Source organism: Streptomyces sp. NPDC007905 (assembly GCF_042959345.1).
Classification (GTDB): domain Bacteria; phylum Actinomycetota; class Actinomycetes; order Streptomycetales; family Streptomycetaceae; genus Streptomyces.
Map to the genome: position 1 here is coordinate 495,167 of NZ_JBIBKS010000002.1, position 19,848 is coordinate 515,014.

The window sequence follows — 19,848 nt, forward strand, 5'->3', positions numbered from 1 at the left end:
CGATCAGGAGCGGCGAACGGGACAGGACCCGCGAGACGAGCCGGGCGCCCCGCAGCGAGGCTCGGCCAGGGCGGCGGCCAGCGAGGCCATGGCCGCCCGGGTACGGCGAACCAGACACGGCTCAGCATGGACGGCCCACACGGGCAGCCGCGCGGCTGCAGTCACGAGCGCGTCGAACGACGGCAACCCGCAGTCCGTCACCACCAGCACGGCCCGCCACGACTCCCCCTCCCGGGCGCGCAGGAGGGCCGGCAACCGGTGCTGTGGGGCGAGCAGGGCGAGGACGTCACCGGTGCCCCCACCGGTTCGCACGGCGAGCCCCGTCGCCCGTGCCTGCGCGGCGAGCAGCCCGGCCAGCCCGGTGCTGCTGTGGTCGTCGTCGCACACCACCGTCAGCGCCGTCGGGGCGAGGGCGAGCGCGGCGTCGGCCAGGGCGCGGGCGAGGTGAGTTCGTCGGGTGCCCAGCTCAGCGCGGGCGCGCGGCCGGGGAGCAGCGGCAGCAGACAGGGCAGTCCGGCCTGCCGGTAGACGTCCAGCGCGCCGTCGGCGACCGACGGGTCGGCGTGGCCGACGACCGCCGTGAATCCGCCGGCCGCCACGGTGTGCGCGACACCGGGTGTCTCGTGGAAGACCTGCCAGTCGGCCGTTCCCGGGGCGCCGCCACGGATCCGGTCCACCTCGGCGAGGAGGACGGTGCCCGCGGCCGTTCGCGGCCCGGTGAGCGGGGCGACAACGGCGACGGCCGGTACGGGCACGGCTATCAACCCCAGATGAGGGAGTCGGAGCCGGCGGCGACGGCCGTGGTGCCCGCCGCCGGTGCACCTGCGACGGCTGCGCCGCCCGCGAGCAGGGCGGCGAGGGCCACGGCGCAGGCGACACGCCGGAGCCGGCGCCGGACGGACGCGGGGGACAGGACGGACGCCGCGGACGGAGCGGGCATGGCGAACCTCCGGGATCGGGGTGGGCTGGGTGTGCGGTGCGCGAGTACGCGGTGCGCCGTCAGCATGTGCCGGGACGGTCACCCACCGCCATGTCTCCGCTGGTTCCGGGACCGGCCATGGCCAGGCCCGGACGGCTCGCCCGGCTCCCGCCGCGTCCGTATGCCGGACCTTGTCTGGCCAGCTGAGCAGGGACGTTCCTAAGATCAACTGGGCGCCCGGCCGGGGGCGGTCGCGCCGGGGGACGACATGGAGGGGCCCGATGGATGTGAAGGAGCGTGCGCAGGAGCTCTACCGCATCGCGCTGGAGGATGCGAGCTGGCACCCCGAGAACGTGATCGGCGAGCGTGGCTGGAGCGACGCGGAGTTCGCGGACGCCATTCAACTCCTCAACAGACTACGGCTGCTCGTATCGGCCCCGGACAGCGGGAACGGGTGGACGGCGCTGTCGCCCGACACCGCGCTGCGCAACCTCCTCGTGGAGGAGGAGCAGCACACGGCCGGGCTGCTCAGCTCCGTTCAGCGCACGCGTTCCGCACTGACGCGGATCCTCACGGACTTCCAGCCGGTGCACGCACGGGAGTTGCTCCCGGTGCGGATGGAGGTGGTGACCGGTGCCGCGAACGTCTCGGCGGTGCTGGAGGACGTGTCCCGGCGTGTCGAGGAGGAGGTGCTGTCGCTGCACCCCGGACGCGCGCTGCCCGCTCAGATGGTCGAGTCGGGCTTAGAGCGGGACCTCGCGGTGATCGGGCGCGGGGTGCGCATGCGCACGATCCATCTGGGCTCCGCGGCGGCCGTGCCGCACATGGCGTCCTACCTGCGGCGGCTGAGCGCGGCCGGGGCGCAGGTGCGCACCGCGCACACGCTGCCGCTGCGGCTGATCGTCGTGGACAGCTCGACCGCGCTGGTGCCGGCGCCGCCGTCGGCCATCGGTGAGATCACGGCGGTGATCCTCCGGGGAGAGACGCTGGTCGGAGTGTTCCGGGAGATCTTCGAGCACTGCTGGGCGGCGGCGAACGTGCTGACCGACGCGACGGCCGGGCCGGACGGCGCATGGCGCCCCGAGGGACGCCACCTGGAACTGCTGCGGATGCTCGCGGGCGGACTCACCGACGAGGCCATGGCCCGCAAGCTCGGCGTCTCCGAACGCACGATCCGCCGCCCCGTCTCCGAGCTCACCGAACGCCTCGGTGCCGCCAGCCGCTTCCAGGCCGGAGCCTGTGCCGTCCGGCTCGGCTGGTTGGACGCCTGATCTCACACCGCGGCCTCAGGGCCTGTCCGGCGGATCCTGTCCCGGACGCGGGGGCCACGGCACGCCCTCTCTCACTGCCTCAAGGGCGTGGGGGTACCCCCATCGCCCCCGCTCACCTGCGCTGATGAGGCGCCGTCACTGTCCCGCGACCTGATCCACCGGACGGGCCCCGGTCCCTGTGGCCTCGGCTCCCGTCCCTGCGGCCGCCATCTCCGTAGCGTTCGCGGTTCCCCGTTCCCGGTCCGCCACCGACCGCCCCCACGCCGTGCCGGCGAGCACCAGGACCGCGCCGAGCAGGCCCAGCCAGCCGGGCCGGTCCCCGCCGACGGCGATGCCGACCGCCGCGGCCCACACCGGCTCCGTGCCGAGCAGCAGGCTCACCCGGGACGGGGAGGTACGGCGCACCGCCCACATCTGCACGAAGAACGCGAACAGGGTGCAGAACGCGGACAGATAGAGCAGTCCGAGCCAGTCCCCGGCGCCGAAGCCGGCTGCGGCCGCCCAGGGCGAGGCACCGGTGCCTGGAAGCGCCACCAGCGCGGCAAACACGACGACCGCCCCGCCTAGCTGGACGGTGGTCAGCGACAGCGCGTCCGCTCCGCGTACCGACTCCATGCGGGACATGGCGAGGACATGCACGGTACGGGCGACGGCGGCCCCCAGCATCAGCAGGTCGCCGCCGGTCGGGGTGCTGAAACCGGCGCCCTGGGTGAGCAGCGCCACGCCGAGCACCGACAGCCCGGCGGCCGCCATGAAGGCGCCCGGCAGCCGGGTGCCGCGCACCCGGCTCTCGGCCAGCGGGGTGAAGACCATGGTGAGGCTGATGATCAGCCCGGCGTTGGTCGCCGAGGTGTGCACCACGCCGTACGTCTCCAGCAGGAAGATCCCGGCGAGGATCAGTCCCAGCAGTCCGGCCCCGCGCAGTTGCACGGCGCTCAGGCCGCGCAGCCGCCGCCAGCCCGCGGCGACCAGCACCGGCAGCGCCACGGCGAACCGTAGCACCAGCACGGCCGGCACGGTCTGTTCCGTGGTGACACCCTTGGCGGCCAGATAGCTGGAGCCCCACACCACCGCGACCAGCAGAACGGGAAGATCGGTCAGCCGGCCGCTGCGGGCCGCGGTGACGGTCATGGGCACTCCTCTGCGGAACTGGGGACGACGGTGCTGCGAAGACGGTGCTGCGAAAGGGACGGGCGCCTGGCGCGCGCGGCGGTCGGCACTCAGCGTGCTGTGTACGCGATCACCAGGACGTCACGGTGTGCGGGCAGCGCGGGGTCCACCGGGGTCACCGGGGTCACCGAGTGCAGCGTGCGGCGGTCGTCGCCCAGCAGCAGGTCCCCGGGCTCGGACAGCGTAGTCGTCAGCAGGTGGGCGCCCGAGTCGGCGTACACCCCGCTCTCGCCGCCGCCGACGTTGGTGCGGCCGATCAGCAGCGAGGTGATAAAGGTGACCCCGTCGCGGTGCCGGCCCTCGGGAGCGGGCTGACCCACCTGTCCGTCGGCGGCGCTGATCCGGTACGGATGCAGCTTGACGTTCCAGCGCCGGGTGCCGTCCGTGTCCCAGCCGAGGGCGGAGCTGAAGATCCGGCCGAGCGTGACGAGCACCGAGCGCAGCAGTGGGTCGCCCACGAACGACACCGTCAGCGGGTCGAAGATCCGCTCGATGCCGCCGTTGAGCGGATTGACCTCGGTCTCCTGCCGGTACGGCTCGTGCGGCAGCAGCGTCAGCTCCCCGGCGGCCGGATCCAGGTCGAACTGGCCGTAGCGGCGGAAGCGGTAGGTGCCGCCGTCGGCCATGTAGGTGTCCAGGGTCAGCTCGTCCCAGTGCGCGGCGAACCGCGCCCAGTCGGTGGCGTCGACACCGAGCAGCGAGGACAGCTCGGCCGACGGCATCAGATGCCCGCCGGGCCCGGACAGGGTGGCGAGGGCGGCGGGGTGGGCAAGGGCGGTGGTCATGGGTGCAACTCCGTACGTCGTGAAAGTGGGGGTGGTCAGGCAACCGCAGGAAGCAGCGCGGGGACGGCGGGAGCGTCGAAAGGCGCCGACTCGGCGGCGATCGCCAGTTCCTCCCACTCCTCCCGGTCCCGCAGGTACAGCGGCCGGTCGGCGGTGATGGACCGGGTGTCGGCACCGCCCGTACGCAGCCGCCAGGTGACGCTGCCGCTGGTCCGGGACGCGCAGACGTCGACGAACGACTGGGCAGCCAGCCGCAGTTCGCCGAACCACCGGCCCTCCAGCGCCTCCCGAACCCACAGCTGCTCCAGGTGCCGCTTCTCCCGGACGAGTTCGGCATCAAGGCAGGCGCTCTCGATGTGCCGGTAGGTGCTCAGCAGCAGCCAGGCGGCCGGCATCTCGCGGATCTCCAGAACCTTCTCGCCGTGGTCCAGGTGCTCCAGGCCCGAGTAGCGGCCCAGCCCGTAGGCGCCCACGCGCCGGTTGAGCAGCTCAATCAGTTCGGTGAGCGGCAGCCGGGCCCCGTCCAGTGCGACCGGGCGGCCGTTCTCGACGGTGACGGTGAGCAGTTCGGTGGCGCCCGGCGCGGCGGTGGGCCGGCTCCACGCGTACATCTCCTCCGGCACCTTGTGCTGTTCGGGATCGTCGAGGATGCCCGACTCGAACTCTCGGCACCACAGGTTGGAGTCGCCGCTCACGATCCGTCCGGCCAGCAGGTCGACCCCGGCGGCGCGCAGGGCGGTCAGCTTGTCCTCACGGGTGACGGGGTCGAGGTCGTACGGGCTGCCGTACGCGCCCTCGTACCCGAGCAGCGCCAGCGCTCCGTTGAGCCGGCGCAGGGTGTTCTGCGAGCGGTTGGCGGTGTGCAGGACGGCCTGCGCGCCCAGCGAGTGGGCCAACTGCACCGCGGTCTCCGCGATGAGCGGACGGCTGAGCGTGGAGCTGACGGGGTGGATTCCGAGGTACACGGCCTGCGCGGCGATGGCCGGTGCGACGAAGCGGTCGGCGAACTCCGCGCGCCGGTCGAACAGGTGGAGCCGTGCGCCGAGCGCCTCGGCCACCTGGCGTTTGTAGGGGCCGGACTCGTCCTCGCCGATGTCCACGCTCACGGCGTGCACCTCGCGCAGGCCCATCCGGCGCAGGCGCAGCAGCAGATAGGAGCTGTCCAGCCCGCCGCTGAACAGGGTCACGACCGGTCGGTCGGGGTCCAGGTCCGCGAGCTGGCCGAAGGAACGGACGAGCGGGGACGGTGCGGTGTTCGCAGCCTCTGTTGTGGTCACGGGGAGCAGACTTCTGCCCGGCGGCGCCTGGCACAACGCTTTCCCGACGGCCGCGCCCGGCCATGACCGGACCCGGACGCCACACGCGGCGGCGGGCTCCGGTGGGTGGACACCGGCAAGCCCTCACGCGGCGGCGGTCAGCGTGCCCCCGCCCGCCATTGCTGATGGTCGTGTCCCCCGTCGTGGTGTAGCCGATCACGGTCCGTCGCCTCCGCTTCGGAAGCGTCTCGCACGTGCCGCCGCGGTCCGTCGTGCGATCACCGCTGGTCCCAGCTTGGCGATCCCCAACAGGGCCTCCGGCGAGGCGATTTGGGCCGCGACCTGCGGATTCCGCCAGCTTGATCGGCTACACCACTCGGCGGGACGCCACCTTGCTGATCCCGCCCGTCGCCCAGCGGGGACGGAGTCATCCCGTGCCGTCGGGGTCGACGGTGAAGCGGTCGCGAGGGGATTGACACATCGGGAACATGCTGGCGGTGGGGTGGATCTTCAGGCGGGCTCTTTCTCGGACGGAGTGCCGGTGGCACCTTGCTGGTGCCCTGCGGTCTTGTGGGGCCGGGCAGGGCTGCAGTTGTTGAGCTGAGTGGGCCTATCGGCGCTGTCCTTGCTGTTGTTCGGCAGGTGTCGTGAGTGCCGTTGCGGGCTGTGGGCTTCGGGTCTGGTGTGTGTGGGGCGAGGACGTCATGGGTCGGACGACGTCGGGCGGCTTCGGCTCGGGGGTTGGGTGCGGGGTTGCGGCTGGTGTGCTGGATGCGGGTGATCAGGACGCGGGCGGGTTGGCGGGCGGTGGTCAGTTGGCGTTGGGCGGCGGCTTCCTTGAGTAGGTGGTGCGGTTGGTGGCCTCGGGCTTCGGCGTCGACGAGGACGGTAGAAAGGGCTGGCCATGCGGGGTCGGTGAGGATGCGGTCGGCGTAGTACACGCGGGCGCGGAACCGCAGCTATCGGTGAGGTTCCCCCGCTGTGCGGGGCGGCTGACTAGCTGGTCAGGGCGGTTTGACGTGGTTTCAGGTTCACTTGTTCGGTCGTTGCCTGGTTGGCGTAGTGCTTCTCCTCGTACTCGATCGGGCTGAGGTAGCCGAGTCGTTTCTGGATGCGGCGGGGGTTGTAGAAGCCGTCGATGTACTCGAAGAGTGCGAGGTTCGCTTCGGCTCTGGTGGCGAAGATGCGGCCGCGGATGCACTCGGTCTTGATGACCATCCACAGGTTCTCCGCCAGGGCGTTGTCGAACGAGTCGCCGACCGATCCCATGGACGCCTGGATACCCGCCCTGAGCAGGCGAGTTGTGAGCTTCACGGACGTGAATTGACAGCCGTGATCGGCGTGGTGAATGAGCTCGCCGGGGGCGACTTCGCGGCTGGCCAGGGCATACTCCAGCGTGGTCAGGACCAGGTCGGCGTCCGCGCGGGCGGAGGTTTCCCAGGCCACCACCCGGCGGGAGAACGCGTCGCGGATCGCGGACAGCCACAGCGGGCCCTCCTCGGTCGCGATCATGGTCAGGTCGGTGACCCACAGCCGGTTCGGCACGTTCGCGGTGAAGTCGCGTTGCACCAGGTCGGGGGCCAGATCCGCGTTCGGGTCACGTCGGGTGAAACCCTTGCCCCGCCGGGGACTGATCCCGGCAAGGCCGGCCTGGCGCATGAGCCGTTCAACGCGTTTGCGGCCGACATGGACGCCTTCACGCTGGAGGACGGCGTGCACGCGGGGTGAGCCGTAGGTCCCGCCGGAGTCGGCGTGGACCTGCCGGATCCTCCCTGTGAGCTCGGCGTCTTGTTGTAGGCGTAGGGCGACAGGGTGCGTTTGGCGCAGCGGGGGCTGGTTCGGGGACGGCGCTTGGCGGGGTGGAGGTTGCGGCTGTCGACCAGGACCGCGATGAGGTCGGCCGGGTTCCGCTGCCCGACATCTGCCTGGCGGCGCTCCGGCTCCGTAAGAAGGAGCAGGAGGCGACAAGGGAGCGGGCCGCGGATCTCTGGACGGAAACGGACCTCGTCTTCACCACCCGCAACGGCACCCCGGTGGAGCCGCGGAACTTCACCCGCGAGTTCGACCGCCGCTGCGAGCGTGCCGGCGTCCGGCGGATCCGCGTGCACGACACCCGCCACACGTGTCCTCGCTCCTGGCTGCCCTCGACGTCCACCCCCGGGTCGCCATGCAGATCCTCCGCCACTCCGAGATCGCGGTGACCATGGAGGTCTACACGCACGTCCCCTCGGCGGACACCAGGCGGGCCCTCCGGAAACTCGGGAAGGCTCTGGGCGGCAGCAAGCAGAGGGACGGCAAGAAGAAGGGCAAACGCAAGCAGGAGGAGCGGCCGGCCGGGGACGGCCGTCAAGAGCCATAGCGGTTGCTGTACTCCGCTGCTGTACAAACACTCAGAGGCCCATTCACGATCACGTGAATGGGCCTCTGACCTGTGTCGGGGTGGCGGGATTTGAACCCACGACCTCTTCGTCCCGAACGAAGCGCGCTGCCAAGCTGCGCTACACCCCGATGTCGCTGCTTGCCGCGGCGACGACGTTTACTTTAGCCCACCGGTGGCTGGAGACGAAATCCGGTTTAGACGTGGCGGCGGGACGGGGTCGGGCGGGTGTGGTCCAGGGCGATCAGGAGGACCGCCAGGGCGTAGATGGCGAGGCCTGTGAGGAGGGCGTTGGCGAGGGTGCCGCGGTAGCCGTGGGCGTCGGCGTCGAGGAAGGGGTAGAGGTAGTGGGCCGGGGTGGCGGGGGCGAGGAGCGCGGCTCGGGTGAGGTAGAAGGCCAGGTAGGCCAGGGGGTAGAGGAGCCAGGCCGCTGCCTGGCGGAGGTGCAGGCGGGCCGCGGGGGTGAGCAGGAGCCAGTCCAGGAGGACTGCCGTGGGGACCACCGTGTGCAGGAGCTGGAGGGCCGCCCACTGGGCGTGCCAGCGTGCGGGGGGTGCGGTCGCGTCCGTCATGGAGAACGGGGGTGTCGTGTGGGCCAGGAGCAGGTGGTAGACCAGCGCCGTGATCACGGCGTAGAGGAGTGTGGCGCCTGTCACCGAGGACGGCAGCGGGCGGCGGGCCCGCCAGGCCCTGGATGCCGACAGGAGCATGACTACGGCCACCAGGATGTTCGTCTGGACGCTGAAGTGGCTCAGGGTCCGGGCGGGGGTGCCGAGGAGGAGTTGCAGGGCGACGGCGGCCGCCGCGGCCAGGGCGGTCAGGAGGCGGAACACCGCCGCCAGGGGGCGGCGGATCGGGGCGACCACCGCCGTGGCCGGGACCGGGGCGGGCAGCAGGAGGGGCGGCCCCGGGACCGCGGGCAGGTCCGGGATATCCCTGGGTATCGGAGCGGTCATGCCCCTCACGCTAGGTAAAAAGGAGGAATGCGGCCATGTGGGGCACTCCGGGTGGGTTAATCCCCCTGGCTGCGCAGCGGCGCATCCGACGGCGTCGGCAGGGTGCCGCCGGTGGTGTCACCCGTGGTGCCCCTGTCCCCCTGGCTGCTCCGTCCGCCTGGCCCGCTCACTCAGGTGCCCTCACGGAGTCCTCCTGGTCCCGCGGGCCCGGCCCGCTCACCCAGGTGTCCTGACGGAGTCTCCTAGTCCCGCGCCACCAACGTCAGCAGCGTCGCCTCCGGCGGGCACGCGAACCGTACGGGGGTGTAGCGGTTCGTACCGCAGCCCGCCGAGACGTGGAGGTAGGACGTACGGCCCTGAGCCGTGTGCCTGGACAGGCCCTTCACCCGGTCCGTGTCCAGGTCGCAGTTGGTGACCAGGGCGCCGTAGAAGGGGATGCACAGCTGGCCGCCGTGGGTGTGGCCGGCCAGGATCAAGGGGTAGCCGTCCGCGGTGAAGGAGTCCAGGACGCGCAGGTAGGGGGCGTGGACGACGCCCATCGAGAAGTCGTACGTGCCCGACGGGCCCCCGGCGACGCGTGCGTAGCGGTCGCGTTTGATGTGGGGGTCGTCCAGGCCGGTCAGTTCGACCGACACGCCCTCGACCTTCAGAACACCCCGGGTGTTCGTCAGGTTCAGCCAGCCCGCCGCGTCGAAGCCGTCCCTGAGGTCCTCCCAGGGGTTGTGGATCACGCCCACCGCCGGCGGATTGCCGTTGAGGCCGTGGCGGCCGCTGGTCTTCTCCAGCAAGTAGCGGGCCGGGTTGCGGAGTCTGGGGCCGTAGTAGTCGTTGGAGCCGAAGACATACGCGCCCGGGAACTCCATCAGCGGCCCCAGCGCGTCGAGGACCTCGGGGACGCCCGCGGGGTCCGAGAGGTTGTCGCCGGTGTTGATCACGAAGTCGGGGCGCAGCCCCGCCAGCGACTGCAGCCAGCGCTGCTTCTTGCGCTGGCCGCCGACCATGTGGATGTCGGAGACCTGGAGCACGCGCAGCGGGCGCATGCCCGGCGGGAGGACCGGGACCGTCACTCGTCGGAGGCGGAAGGAGCGGGCCTCGAAGCCCGCCGCGTACGCCAGTCCGGCGGCTCCTGCCGCCATGATTCCCAGGGGTACTCCGTATCGCGCGCGCATACGACCATCGTGTCAGACCCGGCCGGTGCCAGGGGCCGGCCGGCGGGTAAACCGGGGGCGCCCCCGCTCTCGTACCTGCGACAATCGACCCCATGACCACCACGCTCAAGTCGAAGCTGCAGGACGACCTCAACGCCGCGATCAAGGAGCGCGACGAGCTCCGCTCCTCGACGCTCCGGCTGACGCTCACCGCGATCACCAAGGAGGAGGTCGCGGGCAAGGAGAAGCGGGAGCTCTCCGACGACGAGGTCCTCAAGGTGATCACCAAGGAGGCCAAGAAGCGCCGTGAGGCGGCCGACGCCTTCGCGCAGGGTGGCCGTCCCGAGTCGGCCGAGCGGGAGAAGGCGGAGGGCGAGGTCCTCGCCGCGTACCTGCCCAAGCAGCTGTCCGACGAGGAGCTGAACGCGATCGTCGCCCAGGCCGTCGAGGAGGCGAAGGCGGCCGGTGCCGAGGGGCCGCGGGCCATGGGCGCCGTCATGAAGATCGTGAACCCGAAGGTGGCCGGCCAGGCCGAGGGCGGCCGCGTCGCCGCCGCGGTGAAGAAGCTCCTTCAGGGCTGAGCCCGGAAGGACCCGGCTGCGCGCACGATCGCAGCCATCGGCCACGACGCGGGGCCGCACCCATCCCGGGGGTGCGGCCCCGCCGTCGTGCCGGGAAGGACTCAGCGGGATCCGGAAGCGACGACCACGCGACAGATGCGCGGGCCGGACCCCGCGTCAGCGGGATCCACCGGACAGCTACCGCCGCCCCCCGTTCCCGTTCCCGTTGTTCCCGCCGTTGGTCTGACCCTGGATGAAGTTGCCGGGGAGGGAGAAGGTCGGCGTCGGGAGGGTGCCGCCGGTGGTGTCACCCGTGGTGCCCCCCGTTGTTCCCCCGTCCGTCAGTCCGCCGATCAGTCCCCCGATCACTCCGCCCGTGTTGTCCCCCTTTCTCCCCCCGTCGGTCCCCCCCTGGCCTTTTCCCTGGCCGTCCCCGGTGTTCTCGTCGTCGGGGATGTCGACCAGGTTGAAGTCCGGTGCGTCCTTGCCCTCGAGGGCGCCGGTCATGGCGTCCTTCCAGATCGGGCCGGGGACCTGACCGCCGTAGACGAGGTCGTGGTAGACCCCGCCGATGGTGATGCGGGTCATCTCCACGTTCTGCTTGGCGCTGCCGACCCAGACCGCGCCGGCCATGTTGGGCGTGTAGCCGACGAACCAGGCGTTCTTGCGGGAGTCGGTCGTACCCGTCTTGCCCGCGCTCTCCCGGTCGGACAGACCCGCCTCCTGGCCGGTACCGGAGTCGATCACGCCGCGCAGCAGGGTGTTGACGGTGTCGGCGGTCTTCTCGCTCATCGCGCGCGAGCAGGTCGACCTGGGCACCTCGAGCGACTTGCGCTCATTGCCGACCCTCTGGGTGATGGACTCGATGGCGATCGGCGTGCAGTACATGCCGCGGGCGGCGAAGGTGGCGTACGCGTTCGCCATGGTCAGCGGGGAGAGGCCGATCGAACCGAGAGCGATGGAGGGGGTCTCCGGGAGCTTCGAGCCGTCGCCCTGAACGACGTGCAGCGCGTCGGTCATCTTCACCACCGGGCACAGGCCGATGTCGGAGATCAGCTGCACGAAGTAGGTGTTGATGGACTTCGCCATCGCCTCCTTCATGCGGTAGGGGCCCTTCTCCGACTCGTTCTCGTTCTCGACGGTCTCGTTCTTGGTGTTGACGTACGGGTTGCTGCTGCACCGCTGGACGGGGCTCGGATAGTTCATCTTGTACGGCGCCGAGTACTCCTGGGTCGCCGGCTTGCCGCCCTCGATCGCGGCCGCCGCCACGAACGGCTTGAACGTCGAACCGGTCGGGAAGCCGTAGTTGGAGCCGCCCATGTCCCGGTTGACGGAGAAGTTGTACTCGGTCTCGTTGTTGCCGTAGCCGAAGGGCTTCGACTGGCCCATCGCCAGGACCTTGCCGGTGCCGGGCTCGACCAGCGTGGCCGCCGCGGCGACCTTGTCCGACTTGTAGACGTGCTCCTTCAGGGAGGCCTGCACGGACGCCTGCGCCTGCGGGTCCAGCGTCGTACGGATGGTCAGGCCGCCCCGGTTCCAGAGCTTGGCGCGCTCCTCGCGGGTCTTGCCGAAGGTCGGATCGGTCAGGAAGACGTGCTCGACGTACTTGCAGAAGAAAGCGGAGCTCTTGGAGGCGGTGATGCAGCCGTTCTTCGGCTGGCTGACGTGCAGGCCGAGCGGCTTCTCCTTGGCCTGGTCGGCCTCCGCCCGGGAGATGTCGCCGACCTCGGCCATGCGCTGCAGGACGATGTTGCGCCGCTTGGTGGCCTCGGCCTCGTCGTTCACCGGGTCGTAGCGGCTCGGGGACTGGACGATGCCCGCCAGCAGCGCGGATTCCTGCAGGTTCAGGTCCCTGGCGTGCTTGTGGAAGTAGCGCTGGGCCGCGGCCTCGACGCCGTAGGCCTGCTCGCCGAAGAAGGTGATGTTCAGGTAGTTCTCGAGGATCCTCTTCTTGCCGAGCTTCTCCTCGATCTGGATCGCGTACTTGAGCTCGCGGACCTTGCGGCCGAGGGTCTGCTGGGTGGCCTCGGCGACCTTCGTCGGGTCGTCGCCGGCCTCCTCGATGAAGTAGTTCTTCACCAGCTGCTGGGTGAGCGTGGAGGCGCCCTGGGCGACCCCGCCCTCCTGCGCGTTCTTGTTCAGGGCACGCAGCACGCCCTTGAGGTCGATCGCGCCGTGCTTGTAGAAGCGGGAGTCCTCGATCGCGACGATCGCCTTCTGCATGTACGGCGAGATGTCCTTGAGGGCCACCACCGTACGGTCGCGGGAGTAGACGGTCGCGAGCTGGTGGCCGTTGCTGTCCAGTATGGTCGTGCGCTGGCTGAGCTGGGGGCTCTTGAGGTTGGCCGGGATCTCGTCGAAGCCCTTGACCGAGCCCTTGGCCGCGAGGCCCAGCGCGCCGGCCGCGGGCAGCGCGATGCCGGCCATCACGGCTCCCGCGAGCACACTGACACCGAGGAACTTGGCGGCCTGCTGCGTTGCCGACAGGCCACCGCCCGAGCGCTTCTTTGGCATGGGGGCAGCCTAATCCGTACTGATGAGCGTTCCGATGGAGCGACCGCTTCTCGGGATGTTCGGGTGCCGGATCGTGATGTCCGGAATGTCCGATAGGTGACGCATTGCGGCAGGCCGGGGGGTAGGGGTCCCCTCACGGCACGGCGCAGCCGGCGCCTACGTTCTCATTCGCCGGACACGCCCGCAGGCCTTGGCCTAAGCTGCTCTCAACTGTCACAGCCACGCGGACACGTATCAATACGTCCGGCAACCCCGAATCGTTCCGGAAGTACCCCGATTTTCTGGTGGCGGCGTGTCCGAATCCGCCTCGTGTGTCATCCGGTGTCCGGTGTGGCGCACCACGGCTGTCCCGGTTTGCCGGGATGGTCACGCATGTCGCCAGCTCACTCCCGCGGGTGATCTGCCGCTTACCCATAGTCCGTTCGGGCCATTCAAGATTGGGCCCGAAGGGGGTGTTGCGGTGCCCACACCTTCCGTAACGTCCTCAACTGGCGGCGGTGAATATGCCGCTGCCGCCGTGGGGGAGCCTCGATTCGGGAGAGGACGGCGCCGGTATGGGCTGGGTAATCGACTGGAGTGCGCAGGCTGCCTGCCGCACTACGGATCCGGATGAACTGTTCGTTCAGGGAGCAGCGCAGAACAGGGCCAAGGCGGTGTGCACCGGGTGCCCGGTGCGCACGGAATGCCTGGCCGACGCGCTGGACAACCGCGTGGAGTTCGGTGTGTGGGGAGGCATGACGGAGCGGGAGCGCCGCGCACTGCTGCGCCGGCGGCCCACCGTGACCTCCTGGCGCAGGCTGCTGGAAACCGCCCGCTCGGAGTACGAGCGGGGCGTCGGCATCGTGCCCCTCGACAGTGACGAGGTGTACGAGAACTACGCGGCGGTGAGCTGAGGGCATCGCCCCCGGCGCAGACCCGGGGCCACTCCGGCCGGCCATGAGCCATGGGAAGCAGCGGCCGGACGTGTGTTCTGGGGCACCACCCGGTGAACGCGCGCGGGGACACCCCCTGTGCAGGGGCGTGCCTTGAGGCGCGCCCGGGGAGCACGCGCGTATGAGGGCGGCGAATCGTCCACGCATCCACGGGCCATGGCTCAGCCAGGCGTGCGCTCGTATGCGGCCGGTGCTACGACAGCTCTGTTCGCCCGGCCGCCAGCCGGTCGCCGATGTAGCGCAGACCCGTGAGGTCGTGTACGTCACCGGGCAGTGCGGGCACCTCGACGACCGCCACCTCGGGGTGGCGGGCGGTGAAGCGGTCACGCGTGCGCTGCTCGCGCGCGAGCAGCTGCATGCGCTCGGCGTGCAGCCTTAGCAGGGCCGAGGCGAGCTGGTCGACGGAGCGCTCCGTGGTGGCGGGGGAGCCTTCTTCGGAAGCGGTGTCCTCAGCTGCGGCCTCGGAAGCGGGAGATCCTGAACTGCCGTACGTGTCGGGAGAGTTACGAAGTCCAGCTTTCCCGCCCCCCTGATCGACAATGCGGGGCTCCTCAAGATTTTCCGCAGCGGCGAGCGCCCGCTCGGCCGACAGCCGGCCGGCGCCGCTGCCGTGGACGCGGTTGAGCACCAGTCCCACCAGCGGCATGTCCTCCGCGGCCAGGCGCTCCACGAAGTACGCGGCCTCGCGCAGCGCGTCCCGCTCCGGGGCCGCCACCACCAGGAACGCCGTACCGGGCGCCTGGAGCAGCTTGTAGGTGGCGTCCGCGCGCGTACGGAAACCACCGAACGTGGTGTCCATCGCGGCCACGAAGGTCTGTACGTCCTTCAGCAGCTGGCCGCCGAGCAGTTTGCCCAGCGTGCCGGTCATCATCGACATGCCGACGTTGAGGAAGGCCATTCCCGCGCGGCCGCCGAGCTTCGCCGGAGCCGTCAGCAGCCGGATCAGCCGGCCGTCCAGGAAGGAGCCGAGTCGCTTGGGCGCGTCCAGGAAGTCCAGCGCCGAGCGGGACGGCGGGGTGTCCACGACGATCAGGTCCCACTCGTCCCTGGCCCGCAGCTGGCCCAGCTTCTCCATCGCCATGTACTCCTGCGTGCCCGCGAAGCCCGCCGAGAGCGACTGGTAGAAGGGGTTCGCCAGGATCGTGGCCGCCCGCGCGGGGTCCGCGTGCGCCTCGACGACCTCGTCGAAGGTGCGCTTCATGTCGAGCATCATGGCGTGCAGCTCGCCGTCGCCCTCGGTGCCCTTCACCCTGCGGGGCACGTTGTCGAGGGAGTCGATGCCCATCGACTGGGCGAGCCGCCGGGCCGGGTCGATGGTGAGGACGACCACCTTGCGGCCCCGCTCGGCCGCCCTCAGGCCCAGCGCCGCCGCCGTCGTCGTCTTGCCCACTCCGCCCGAGCCGCAGCACACCACGATGCGGGTCCGCGGATCGTCCAGCAGCGGGTCGACGTCGAGTACGCGGGAGGGGGAGAGGGGGGAGCGGGCGCCGTCCCTGGGGGAGGGCTGGGTGGGCGCCGAGGTCGTGGACTGCGCCGGGTCCGGACTCATGACAACCCCTGCTTCCGCAGCTCGGTGGCGAGTTCGTACAGGCCCGCGAGGTCCATGCCCTCGGCGAGCAGTGGCAGTTCGTGCAGCGGCAGGCCCAGCTCGCCGAGGACCGCGCGCTGCTCCTGCTCCAGCGTGTACCGCTCGGCGTACTCCGCGGCCTGCTCCAGCAGCGGGTCCACCAGCCGCTCGGCGTGCCCGCCCCGTCGCGCCCCGCCGAGGCCCGCGGCCGACAACGCCTGTGCGACGGAAGAACGCTCCACGGTGCGTACGAGTTCCAGCTCGGCCGCGTCCAACACCTCGGGCCGGACCATGTTCACGATGACCCGGCCCACCGGCAGCCGTGCCGCGCGGAGTTCGGCGATGCCGTCGGCGGTCTCCTGGACGGGCATCTCCTCCAGCAGCGTCACCAGGTGCACCGCCGTCTCCGGCGACTTCAGCACCCGCATGACGGCCTGCGCCTGATTGTGTATCGGGCCGATCTTCGCCAGGCCCGCCACCTCGTCGTTGACGTTCAGGAAGCGGGTGATCCGGCCGGTCGGCGGGGCGTCCATGACGACGTAGTCGTACGCGAACCTGCCGCTCTTGTCCTTGCGGCGCACCGCTTCGCACGCCTTGCCGGTCAGCAGGACGTCCCGCACGCCCGGCGCGATGGTGGTGGCGAAGTCGATCGCGCCGAGTTTCTTCAGGGCTCTGCCAGCCCCGCCCAGTTTGTAGAACATCTGGAGGTAGTCCAGAAGGGCCAGTTCGGCGTCGATGGCGAGGGCGTACACCTCCCCGCCGCCTGGAGCGACCGCGATCTTCCGCTCCTCGTAGGGCAGCGCCTCCGTCTCGAAGAGCTGTGCGATGCCCTGCCGGCCCTCGACCTCCACGAGAAGCGTCCGCTTCCCCTGGGTGGCGAGGGCAAGCGCGAGTGCGGCGGCGACCGTCGTCTTTCCGGTCCCGCCCTTGCCGCTGACGACCTGGAGCCTGCTCACGTCTTCGAGCCTAACCAGTCCGGCCGACGACCACGCGCGGGGCTGTGGACAACAGCGCTCATAGTCGGCCACGGTCCGGCGGACCACAGCGGCTACAGTCGGCCCATGACCAAGTGGGAATACGCAACCGTGCCGCTGCTCGTCCATGCCACGAAGCAGATTCTGGACACCTGGGGCGAGGACGGCTGGGAGCTCGTCCAGGTCGTGCCCGGGCCCAACAACCCCGAGCAGCTCGTGGCCTACCTGAAGCGGGAGAAGCAGGCGTGAGCGCGGTCGAGGCCAAGCTGGCCGAACTGGGCCTGACCCTGCCGGAGGTCGTACCGCCGCTGGCCGCGTACCAGCCGGCCGTGCGGTCCGGCGGGTACGTGTACACCGCCGGCCAGCTGCCGATGGTGGAGGGAAAGCTGCCGGTCACCGGCAAGGTGGGCGCCGAGGTCACACCGGAGGAGGCCAAGGACCTGGCCCGCATCTGCGCGCTGAACGCGCTGGCCGCCGTGAAGTCCGTGACCGGCGACCTGGACCGCATCGCGCGCGTGGTGAAGGTCGTCGGCTTCGTCGCCTCCGCCTCCGACTTCACCGGGCAGCCCGGTGTGGTCAACGGCGCCAGCGAGCTGCTCGGTGAGGTCCTCGGCGACAAGGGCGTGCACGCCCGCAGCGCGGTGGGCGTCGCGGTGCTGCCGCTGGACGCGCCGGTGGAGGTCGAGATCCAGGTCGAGCTGGCTCCCTGAGTTCCCCGAGCCCCTCTGACCTCGGGCACCTCTCGAACATTCGCCCTATACGGGATAGCCTCCGGCCATGGCGAATGGGCAGTGGTACCCCCCGGAGTGGCCGGACCGCATCCGTGCGCTCGCGGACGGCACCCTCACCCCGGTGTCACCCAGGCGCGCGGCCACGGTGCTGCTCCTGAAGGACACACCGGACGGCCCCGCCGTCCACATGCTGCGCAGACGCGCCTCCATGGCCTTCGCCGGGGGCGCGTACGCGTATCCCGGCGGCGGTGTCGACCCGCGCGACGACGAACGTCACGTCCGCTGGGCGGGCCCCACGCGCGCGTGGTGGGCGAACCGGCTCGGCGTGGACGAGCCCGGCGCCCAGGCGATCGTCTGCGCGGCCGTGCGGGAGACGTACGAGGAGGCGGGCGTCCTGCTCGCCGGCCCGGGCCCGGACTCCGTCGTCGGTGACACCACCGGCGACGACTGGGAGGCGGACCGAGCCGCCCTGGTCGCGCGCGAGCTGTCCTTCGCCGAGTTCCTGGACCGCCGCGGACTGGTGCTGCGCTCCGACCTGCTGGGCGCCTGGACCCGCTGGATCACCCCGGAGTTCGAGGCCCGGCGCTACGACACCTGGTTCTTCGTCGCCGCGCTCCCGGAGGGCCAGCGCACCCGCAACGCCTCGACGGAGGCCGACCGCACGGTGTGGATCCGCCCGGAGGAGGCCGCCGCCGGGTACGACAAGGGCGAGCTGCTGATGATGCCGCCCACCATCGCCACCCTGCGCCAGCTGCTTCCGTACAGCGCCGCCGCCGAGGCGCTCGCCGCCGCGTCCGCGAGGGACATGACCCCGGTGCTGGCGCGCGCCCGCCTGCAGGACGGCGAGATCGTGCTGTCCTGGCCGGGGCACGACGAGTTCACCAAGCACGTCCCGACGGTTCCGAGCACCGGTGGAGGTCCCTCATGACCGACGCCGCAGCCCTGCCCGGCCAGCCCCGGGGCGGAGTCCTCTCCGGGCCCGCGACCGAACGGGCCGTCAACGTCCTGGCTCCCAACGCCTCCGCGATGACCCTGGACGGCACCAACAGCTGGCTCGTCGCCGAGCCCGACTCCGACCTCGCCGTGGTGATCGACCCGGGTCCTTTGGACGACGCCCACCTGCGCAACGTCGTCGACACGGCCGAGAAGGCCGGCAAGCGGATCGCCCTCACCCTGCTCACCCACGGCCACCCCGACCACGCCGAGGGCGCCGCCCGCTTCGCGGAGCTGACCGGCACGCGTGTGCGTGCCCTCGACCCGGCGCTGCGGCTCGGCGACGAGGGCCTGGCCGCCGGGGACGTGGTCACCGTCGGCGGCCTGGAGCTGAGGGTGGTACCGACCCCCGGGCACACCGCGGACTCCCTGTGCTTTCATCTCCCGGCCGACCAAGCCGTGCTGACCGGCGACACCATCCTCGGACGCGGTACGACCGTGGTGGCGCACCCCGACGGCCGCCTGGGGGACTATCTGGACTCCCTGCGCCGTCTGCGGTCGCTGACCGTGGACGACGGCGTGCACACGGTCCTGCCGGGGCACGGGCCGGTCCTGGAGGACGCCCAGGGAGCGGTCGAGTTCTACCTCGCCCACCGGGCCCACCGCCTCGCCCAGGTCGAGACGGCCGTCGAGGACGGCTACCACAGCCCCGCGCAGGTCGTCGCCCACGTGTACGCCGACGTGGACCGCTCCCTGTGGCCGGCGGCCGAGCTGTCGGTGCGGGCCCAGATGGACTACCTGAGCGAGCACGGTCTCATCTAGGCGCGCCTTCCGGGCCGCGTCGTCCGGCCGGGGCGTGTCAGTCCGGCCGGGGCGCCTTGATGCCGTGCACGCGCGCGTACTCCTCGGCGAGCCAGGGGCCGAGGTCGTCCACGTACGACCGCAGGACGTCCGGGTCGCCGACGGGCTCGCAGCCGTACTCCGCCGCGCTGAGCAGCTGCGCGGCACGCCGCGGGTAGTACGCGCCGAACGCCTCGGCCATCTCCCGCAGGTCGCTGGTCCAGCCGTGCCAGCGGGGCATGACGAGGGTGAAGCCGGTGCGGACGAGGTGCCGGGACATGAAGCGCACCAGGGGCCGCCGCGCCTCCTCGCAGTCGTCGGCGGTGGCGATCCGCTCCCGCCAGCGGGGAAGGAGGAGCGCGAGGTCGCCGTTGGTCTCCCGGGCGAGCAGGGGCTCGGGGCGGTAGCGGGGCAGGTACTGGGCGAGGTCGTCACCGAGCAACGGTGTGCACAGGCAGGCCACGAACCAGCCGAGGTCGTAGGTCTCCAGGTCGCTCAGCAGTCGTGCCCGGCCGTACAGCAGCGTGCCGACGCCGTCGATCTGCGGGAACTCCTTGTCGAGCGCCTCACCGAGGGCGCGGGCGGCCTCCCGGTCGGCTGCGGCCGGCTCCTCGCGCAGGGCGACGAGCAGGTCCAGGTCGCTGCGCCCCACGCGCGCGGTGCCGCGCGGAATCGACCCGTTGAGGTAGGCGCTGTGCAGACGCGAGCCGAAGACGTCCGGCAACCGTTCGCGTACCGCGGCCACGACCGGCCGGAAGGCGTGCGACACGCGCGCGAGGGAGCCCTCGCGCGCGATGAAGCCGTGGGCGTCGAGTCCGGGACGGTGAACGGTGTCGGCCATGCGTGCACTCTGCCCGGTCGTGAGCCGCGGGGCAGGTGACTTGCGGAGGGGCCCGCGGCGGCTTCGCGGCGCCG

At 71.2% G+C, this 19,848-nt stretch carries 21 protein-coding genes, 1 tRNA gene and 1 pseudogene; 8 read left to right on the forward strand and 15 right to left on the reverse strand.

What is annotated here, in order from left to right; genetic code table 11:
- Positions 1-3 precede the first annotated feature (3 nt).
- From ACFZDC_RS05985 to ACFZDC_RS05995, 3 genes are read right to left on the reverse strand one after another with little or no spacing between them, the layout of a single operon-like run.
- A complete protein-coding gene (locus ACFZDC_RS05985) occupies positions 4-387 on the reverse strand; it encodes a hypothetical protein (protein ID WP_391320533.1) in 384 nt (127 codons plus the stop codon).
- Positions 388-392: 5 nt separating this feature from the next.
- Positions 393-755 (reverse strand): hypothetical protein, encoded by a 363-nt coding sequence (locus tag ACFZDC_RS05990; protein WP_391320535.1) that lies wholly within the window; start codon positions 753-755, stop codon positions 393-395.
- A gap of 5 nt (positions 756-760) precedes the next feature.
- Positions 761-940: a hypothetical protein gene (locus ACFZDC_RS05995; RefSeq protein WP_391320537.1), complete on the reverse strand. Its 180-nt coding sequence runs from the start codon at positions 938-940 to the stop codon at positions 761-763.
- A 260-nt stretch (positions 941-1,200) separates the two neighbouring features.
- Here ACFZDC_RS05995 and ACFZDC_RS06000 point away from each other — a divergent pair, with 260 nt between their 5' ends.
- Complete coding sequence (locus ACFZDC_RS06000) at positions 1,201-2,190, forward strand: LuxR C-terminal-related transcriptional regulator (protein WP_391320539.1); 990 nt, start codon at positions 1,201-1,203, stop codon at positions 2,188-2,190.
- 135 nt (positions 2,191-2,325) lie between these two features.
- Here the strand turns inward: ACFZDC_RS06000 and ACFZDC_RS06005 are convergent, their stop codons facing one another.
- The 5 genes and pseudogenes from ACFZDC_RS06005 to ACFZDC_RS06025 all read right to left on the reverse strand — a co-directional run bounded on the left by ACFZDC_RS06005 (position 2,326) and on the right by ACFZDC_RS06025 (position 7,369).
- Positions 2,326-3,321, reverse strand: a complete 996-nt coding sequence (locus ACFZDC_RS06005; protein WP_391320541.1) for an EamA family transporter — start codon at positions 3,319-3,321, stop codon at positions 2,326-2,328.
- Between the two features lie 89 nt (positions 3,322-3,410).
- Positions 3,411-4,145: a 2OG-Fe dioxygenase family protein gene (locus ACFZDC_RS06010; protein WP_391320543.1), complete on the reverse strand. Its 735-nt coding sequence runs from the start codon at positions 4,143-4,145 to the stop codon at positions 3,411-3,413.
- Positions 4,146-4,180: 35 nt separating this feature from the next.
- Positions 4,181-5,422, reverse strand: coding sequence for an argininosuccinate synthase-related protein (locus tag ACFZDC_RS06015; protein ID WP_391320545.1), 1,242 nt, complete (start codon positions 5,420-5,422; stop codon positions 4,181-4,183).
- A 589-nt stretch (positions 5,423-6,011) separates the two neighbouring features.
- Positions 6,012-6,336 (reverse strand): annotated as a pseudogene (locus ACFZDC_RS06020) (mobilization protein); the annotation flags it as partial.
- A gap of 61 nt (positions 6,337-6,397) precedes the next feature.
- Positions 6,398-7,369, reverse strand: coding sequence for an IS3 family transposase (locus tag ACFZDC_RS06025; RefSeq protein WP_391320547.1), 972 nt, complete (start codon positions 7,367-7,369; stop codon positions 6,398-6,400).
- 154 nt (positions 7,370-7,523) lie between these two features.
- Here ACFZDC_RS06025 and ACFZDC_RS06030 point away from each other — a divergent pair, with 154 nt between their 5' ends.
- Positions 7,524-7,760: a hypothetical protein gene (locus ACFZDC_RS06030; RefSeq protein ID WP_391320549.1), complete on the forward strand. Its 237-nt coding sequence runs from the start codon at positions 7,524-7,526 to the stop codon at positions 7,758-7,760.
- 75 nt (positions 7,761-7,835) lie between these two features.
- Here the strand turns inward: ACFZDC_RS06030 and ACFZDC_RS06035 are convergent.
- The 3 genes from ACFZDC_RS06035 to ACFZDC_RS06045 form a co-directional block, all read right to left on the reverse strand.
- Positions 7,836-7,909, reverse strand: a tRNA-Pro gene (locus ACFZDC_RS06035).
- A 66-nt stretch (positions 7,910-7,975) separates the two neighbouring features.
- A complete protein-coding gene (locus ACFZDC_RS06040) occupies positions 7,976-8,734 on the reverse strand; it encodes a Pr6Pr family membrane protein (RefSeq protein ID WP_391320551.1) in 759 nt (252 codons plus the stop codon).
- Positions 8,735-8,976: 242 nt separating this feature from the next.
- Positions 8,977-9,903 (reverse strand): metallophosphoesterase, encoded by a 927-nt coding sequence (locus ACFZDC_RS06045; protein WP_391320553.1) that lies wholly within the window; start codon positions 9,901-9,903, stop codon positions 8,977-8,979.
- Positions 9,904-9,995: 92 nt separating this feature from the next.
- Between ACFZDC_RS06045 and ACFZDC_RS06050 the strand changes: the two genes are divergently transcribed.
- Complete coding sequence (locus ACFZDC_RS06050; RefSeq protein ID WP_391320555.1) at positions 9,996-10,463, forward strand: GatB/YqeY domain-containing protein; 468 nt, start codon at positions 9,996-9,998, stop codon at positions 10,461-10,463.
- A gap of 177 nt (positions 10,464-10,640) precedes the next feature.
- Here ACFZDC_RS06050 and ACFZDC_RS06055 read toward each other — a convergent pair whose 3' ends face one another.
- Positions 10,641-12,956 carry a transglycosylase domain-containing protein gene (locus ACFZDC_RS06055; RefSeq protein WP_391320557.1) on the reverse strand — a complete coding sequence of 772 codons (2,316 nt, stop codon included), beginning with the start codon at positions 12,954-12,956 and terminating at the stop codon, positions 10,641-10,643.
- Positions 12,957-13,510: 554 nt separating this feature from the next.
- Here ACFZDC_RS06055 and wblA point away from each other — a divergent pair.
- Positions 13,511-13,849 carry a transcriptional regulator WblA gene (gene wblA / locus ACFZDC_RS06060; protein ID WP_391320559.1) on the forward strand — a complete coding sequence of 113 codons (339 nt, stop codon included), beginning with the start codon at positions 13,511-13,513 and terminating at the stop codon, positions 13,847-13,849.
- A gap of 232 nt (positions 13,850-14,081) precedes the next feature.
- Here the strand turns inward: wblA and ACFZDC_RS06065 are convergent, their stop codons facing one another.
- On the reverse strand, positions 14,082-15,437 hold the full coding sequence (locus ACFZDC_RS06065) for an ArsA-related P-loop ATPase (protein WP_391320561.1): 1,356 nt from the start codon (positions 15,435-15,437) through the stop codon (positions 14,082-14,084).
- Positions 15,434-16,411: an ArsA-related P-loop ATPase gene (locus ACFZDC_RS06070; protein ID WP_391320563.1), complete on the reverse strand. Its 978-nt coding sequence runs from the start codon at positions 16,409-16,411 to the stop codon at positions 15,434-15,436. The genes ACFZDC_RS06065 and ACFZDC_RS06070 overlap by 4 nt, the downstream gene beginning before the upstream one ends.
- A gap of 105 nt (positions 16,412-16,516) precedes the next feature.
- On the opposite strand from ACFZDC_RS06070, the gene ACFZDC_RS06075 reads away from it, so the two are divergent.
- From ACFZDC_RS06075 to ACFZDC_RS06090, 4 genes are all read left to right on the forward strand, one after another.
- Positions 16,517-16,678, forward strand: coding sequence for a DUF4177 domain-containing protein (locus ACFZDC_RS06075; protein WP_003975360.1), 162 nt, complete (start codon positions 16,517-16,519; stop codon positions 16,676-16,678).
- Entirely contained in the window at positions 16,675-17,139 is a 465-nt protein-coding gene (locus ACFZDC_RS06080) for an Atu1372/SO_1960 family protein (protein WP_391320565.1), read from the forward strand. Before ACFZDC_RS06075 ends, ACFZDC_RS06080 begins: the two co-directional genes overlap by 4 nt.
- A 67-nt stretch (positions 17,140-17,206) precedes the next feature.
- On the forward strand, positions 17,207-18,088 hold the full coding sequence (locus ACFZDC_RS06085; protein WP_391320567.1) for an NUDIX hydrolase: 882 nt from the start codon (positions 17,207-17,209) through the stop codon (positions 18,086-18,088).
- A complete protein-coding gene (locus ACFZDC_RS06090; RefSeq protein ID WP_391320569.1) occupies positions 18,085-18,915 on the forward strand; it encodes an MBL fold metallo-hydrolase in 831 nt (276 codons plus the stop codon). The genes ACFZDC_RS06085 and ACFZDC_RS06090 overlap by 4 nt, the downstream gene beginning before the upstream one ends.
- A 37-nt stretch (positions 18,916-18,952) precedes the next feature.
- Here the strand turns inward: ACFZDC_RS06090 and ACFZDC_RS06095 are convergent, their stop codons facing one another.
- Entirely contained in the window at positions 18,953-19,774 is an 822-nt protein-coding gene (locus ACFZDC_RS06095; protein ID WP_391320571.1) for a nucleotidyltransferase, read from the reverse strand.
- Between the last annotated feature and the right edge of the window lie 74 nt (positions 19,775-19,848).

Excerpts from the sequence above, each read along its gene's own strand:
- wblA (WP_391320559.1), top strand. The coding sequence starts at position 13,511 with ATGGGCTGGGTAATCGACTGGAGTGCGCAGGCTGCCTGCCGCACTACG.
- ACFZDC_RS06055 (WP_391320557.1), bottom strand. The coding sequence starts at position 12,956 with ATGCCAAAGAAGCGCTCGGGCGGTGGCCTGTCGGCAACGCAGCAGGCC.
- ACFZDC_RS06085 (WP_391320567.1), top strand. The coding sequence starts at position 17,207 with ATGGCGAATGGGCAGTGGTACCCCCCGGAGTGGCCGGACCGCATCCGT.
- ACFZDC_RS06090 (WP_391320569.1), top strand. The coding sequence starts at position 18,085 with ATGACCGACGCCGCAGCCCTGCCCGGCCAGCCCCGGGGCGGAGTCCTC.
- ACFZDC_RS05995 (WP_391320537.1), bottom strand. The coding sequence starts at position 940 with ATGCCCGCTCCGTCCGCGGCGTCCGTCCTGTCCCCCGCGTCCGTCCGG.
- ACFZDC_RS06005 (WP_391320541.1), bottom strand. The coding sequence starts at position 3,321 with ATGACCGTCACCGCGGCCCGCAGCGGCCGGCTGACCGATCTTCCCGTT.
- ACFZDC_RS06040 (WP_391320551.1), bottom strand. The coding sequence starts at position 8,734 with ATGACCGCTCCGATACCCAGGGATATCCCGGACCTGCCCGCGGTCCCG.
- ACFZDC_RS06095 (WP_391320571.1), bottom strand. The coding sequence starts at position 19,774 with ATGGCCGACACCGTTCACCGTCCCGGACTCGACGCCCACGGCTTCATC.
- ACFZDC_RS06010 (WP_391320543.1), bottom strand. The coding sequence starts at position 4,145 with ATGACCACCGCCCTTGCCCACCCCGCCGCCCTCGCCACCCTGTCCGGG.
- ACFZDC_RS06075 (WP_003975360.1), top strand. The coding sequence starts at position 16,517 with ATGACCAAGTGGGAATACGCAACCGTGCCGCTGCTCGTCCATGCCACG.
- ACFZDC_RS06045 (WP_391320553.1), bottom strand. The coding sequence starts at position 9,903 with ATGCGCGCGCGATACGGAGTACCCCTGGGAATCATGGCGGCAGGAGCC.
- ACFZDC_RS06000 (WP_391320539.1), top strand. The coding sequence starts at position 1,201 with ATGGATGTGAAGGAGCGTGCGCAGGAGCTCTACCGCATCGCGCTGGAG.
- ACFZDC_RS06065 (WP_391320561.1), bottom strand. The coding sequence starts at position 15,437 with ATGAGTCCGGACCCGGCGCAGTCCACGACCTCGGCGCCCACCCAGCCC.
- ACFZDC_RS06050 (WP_391320555.1), top strand. The coding sequence starts at position 9,996 with ATGACCACCACGCTCAAGTCGAAGCTGCAGGACGACCTCAACGCCGCG.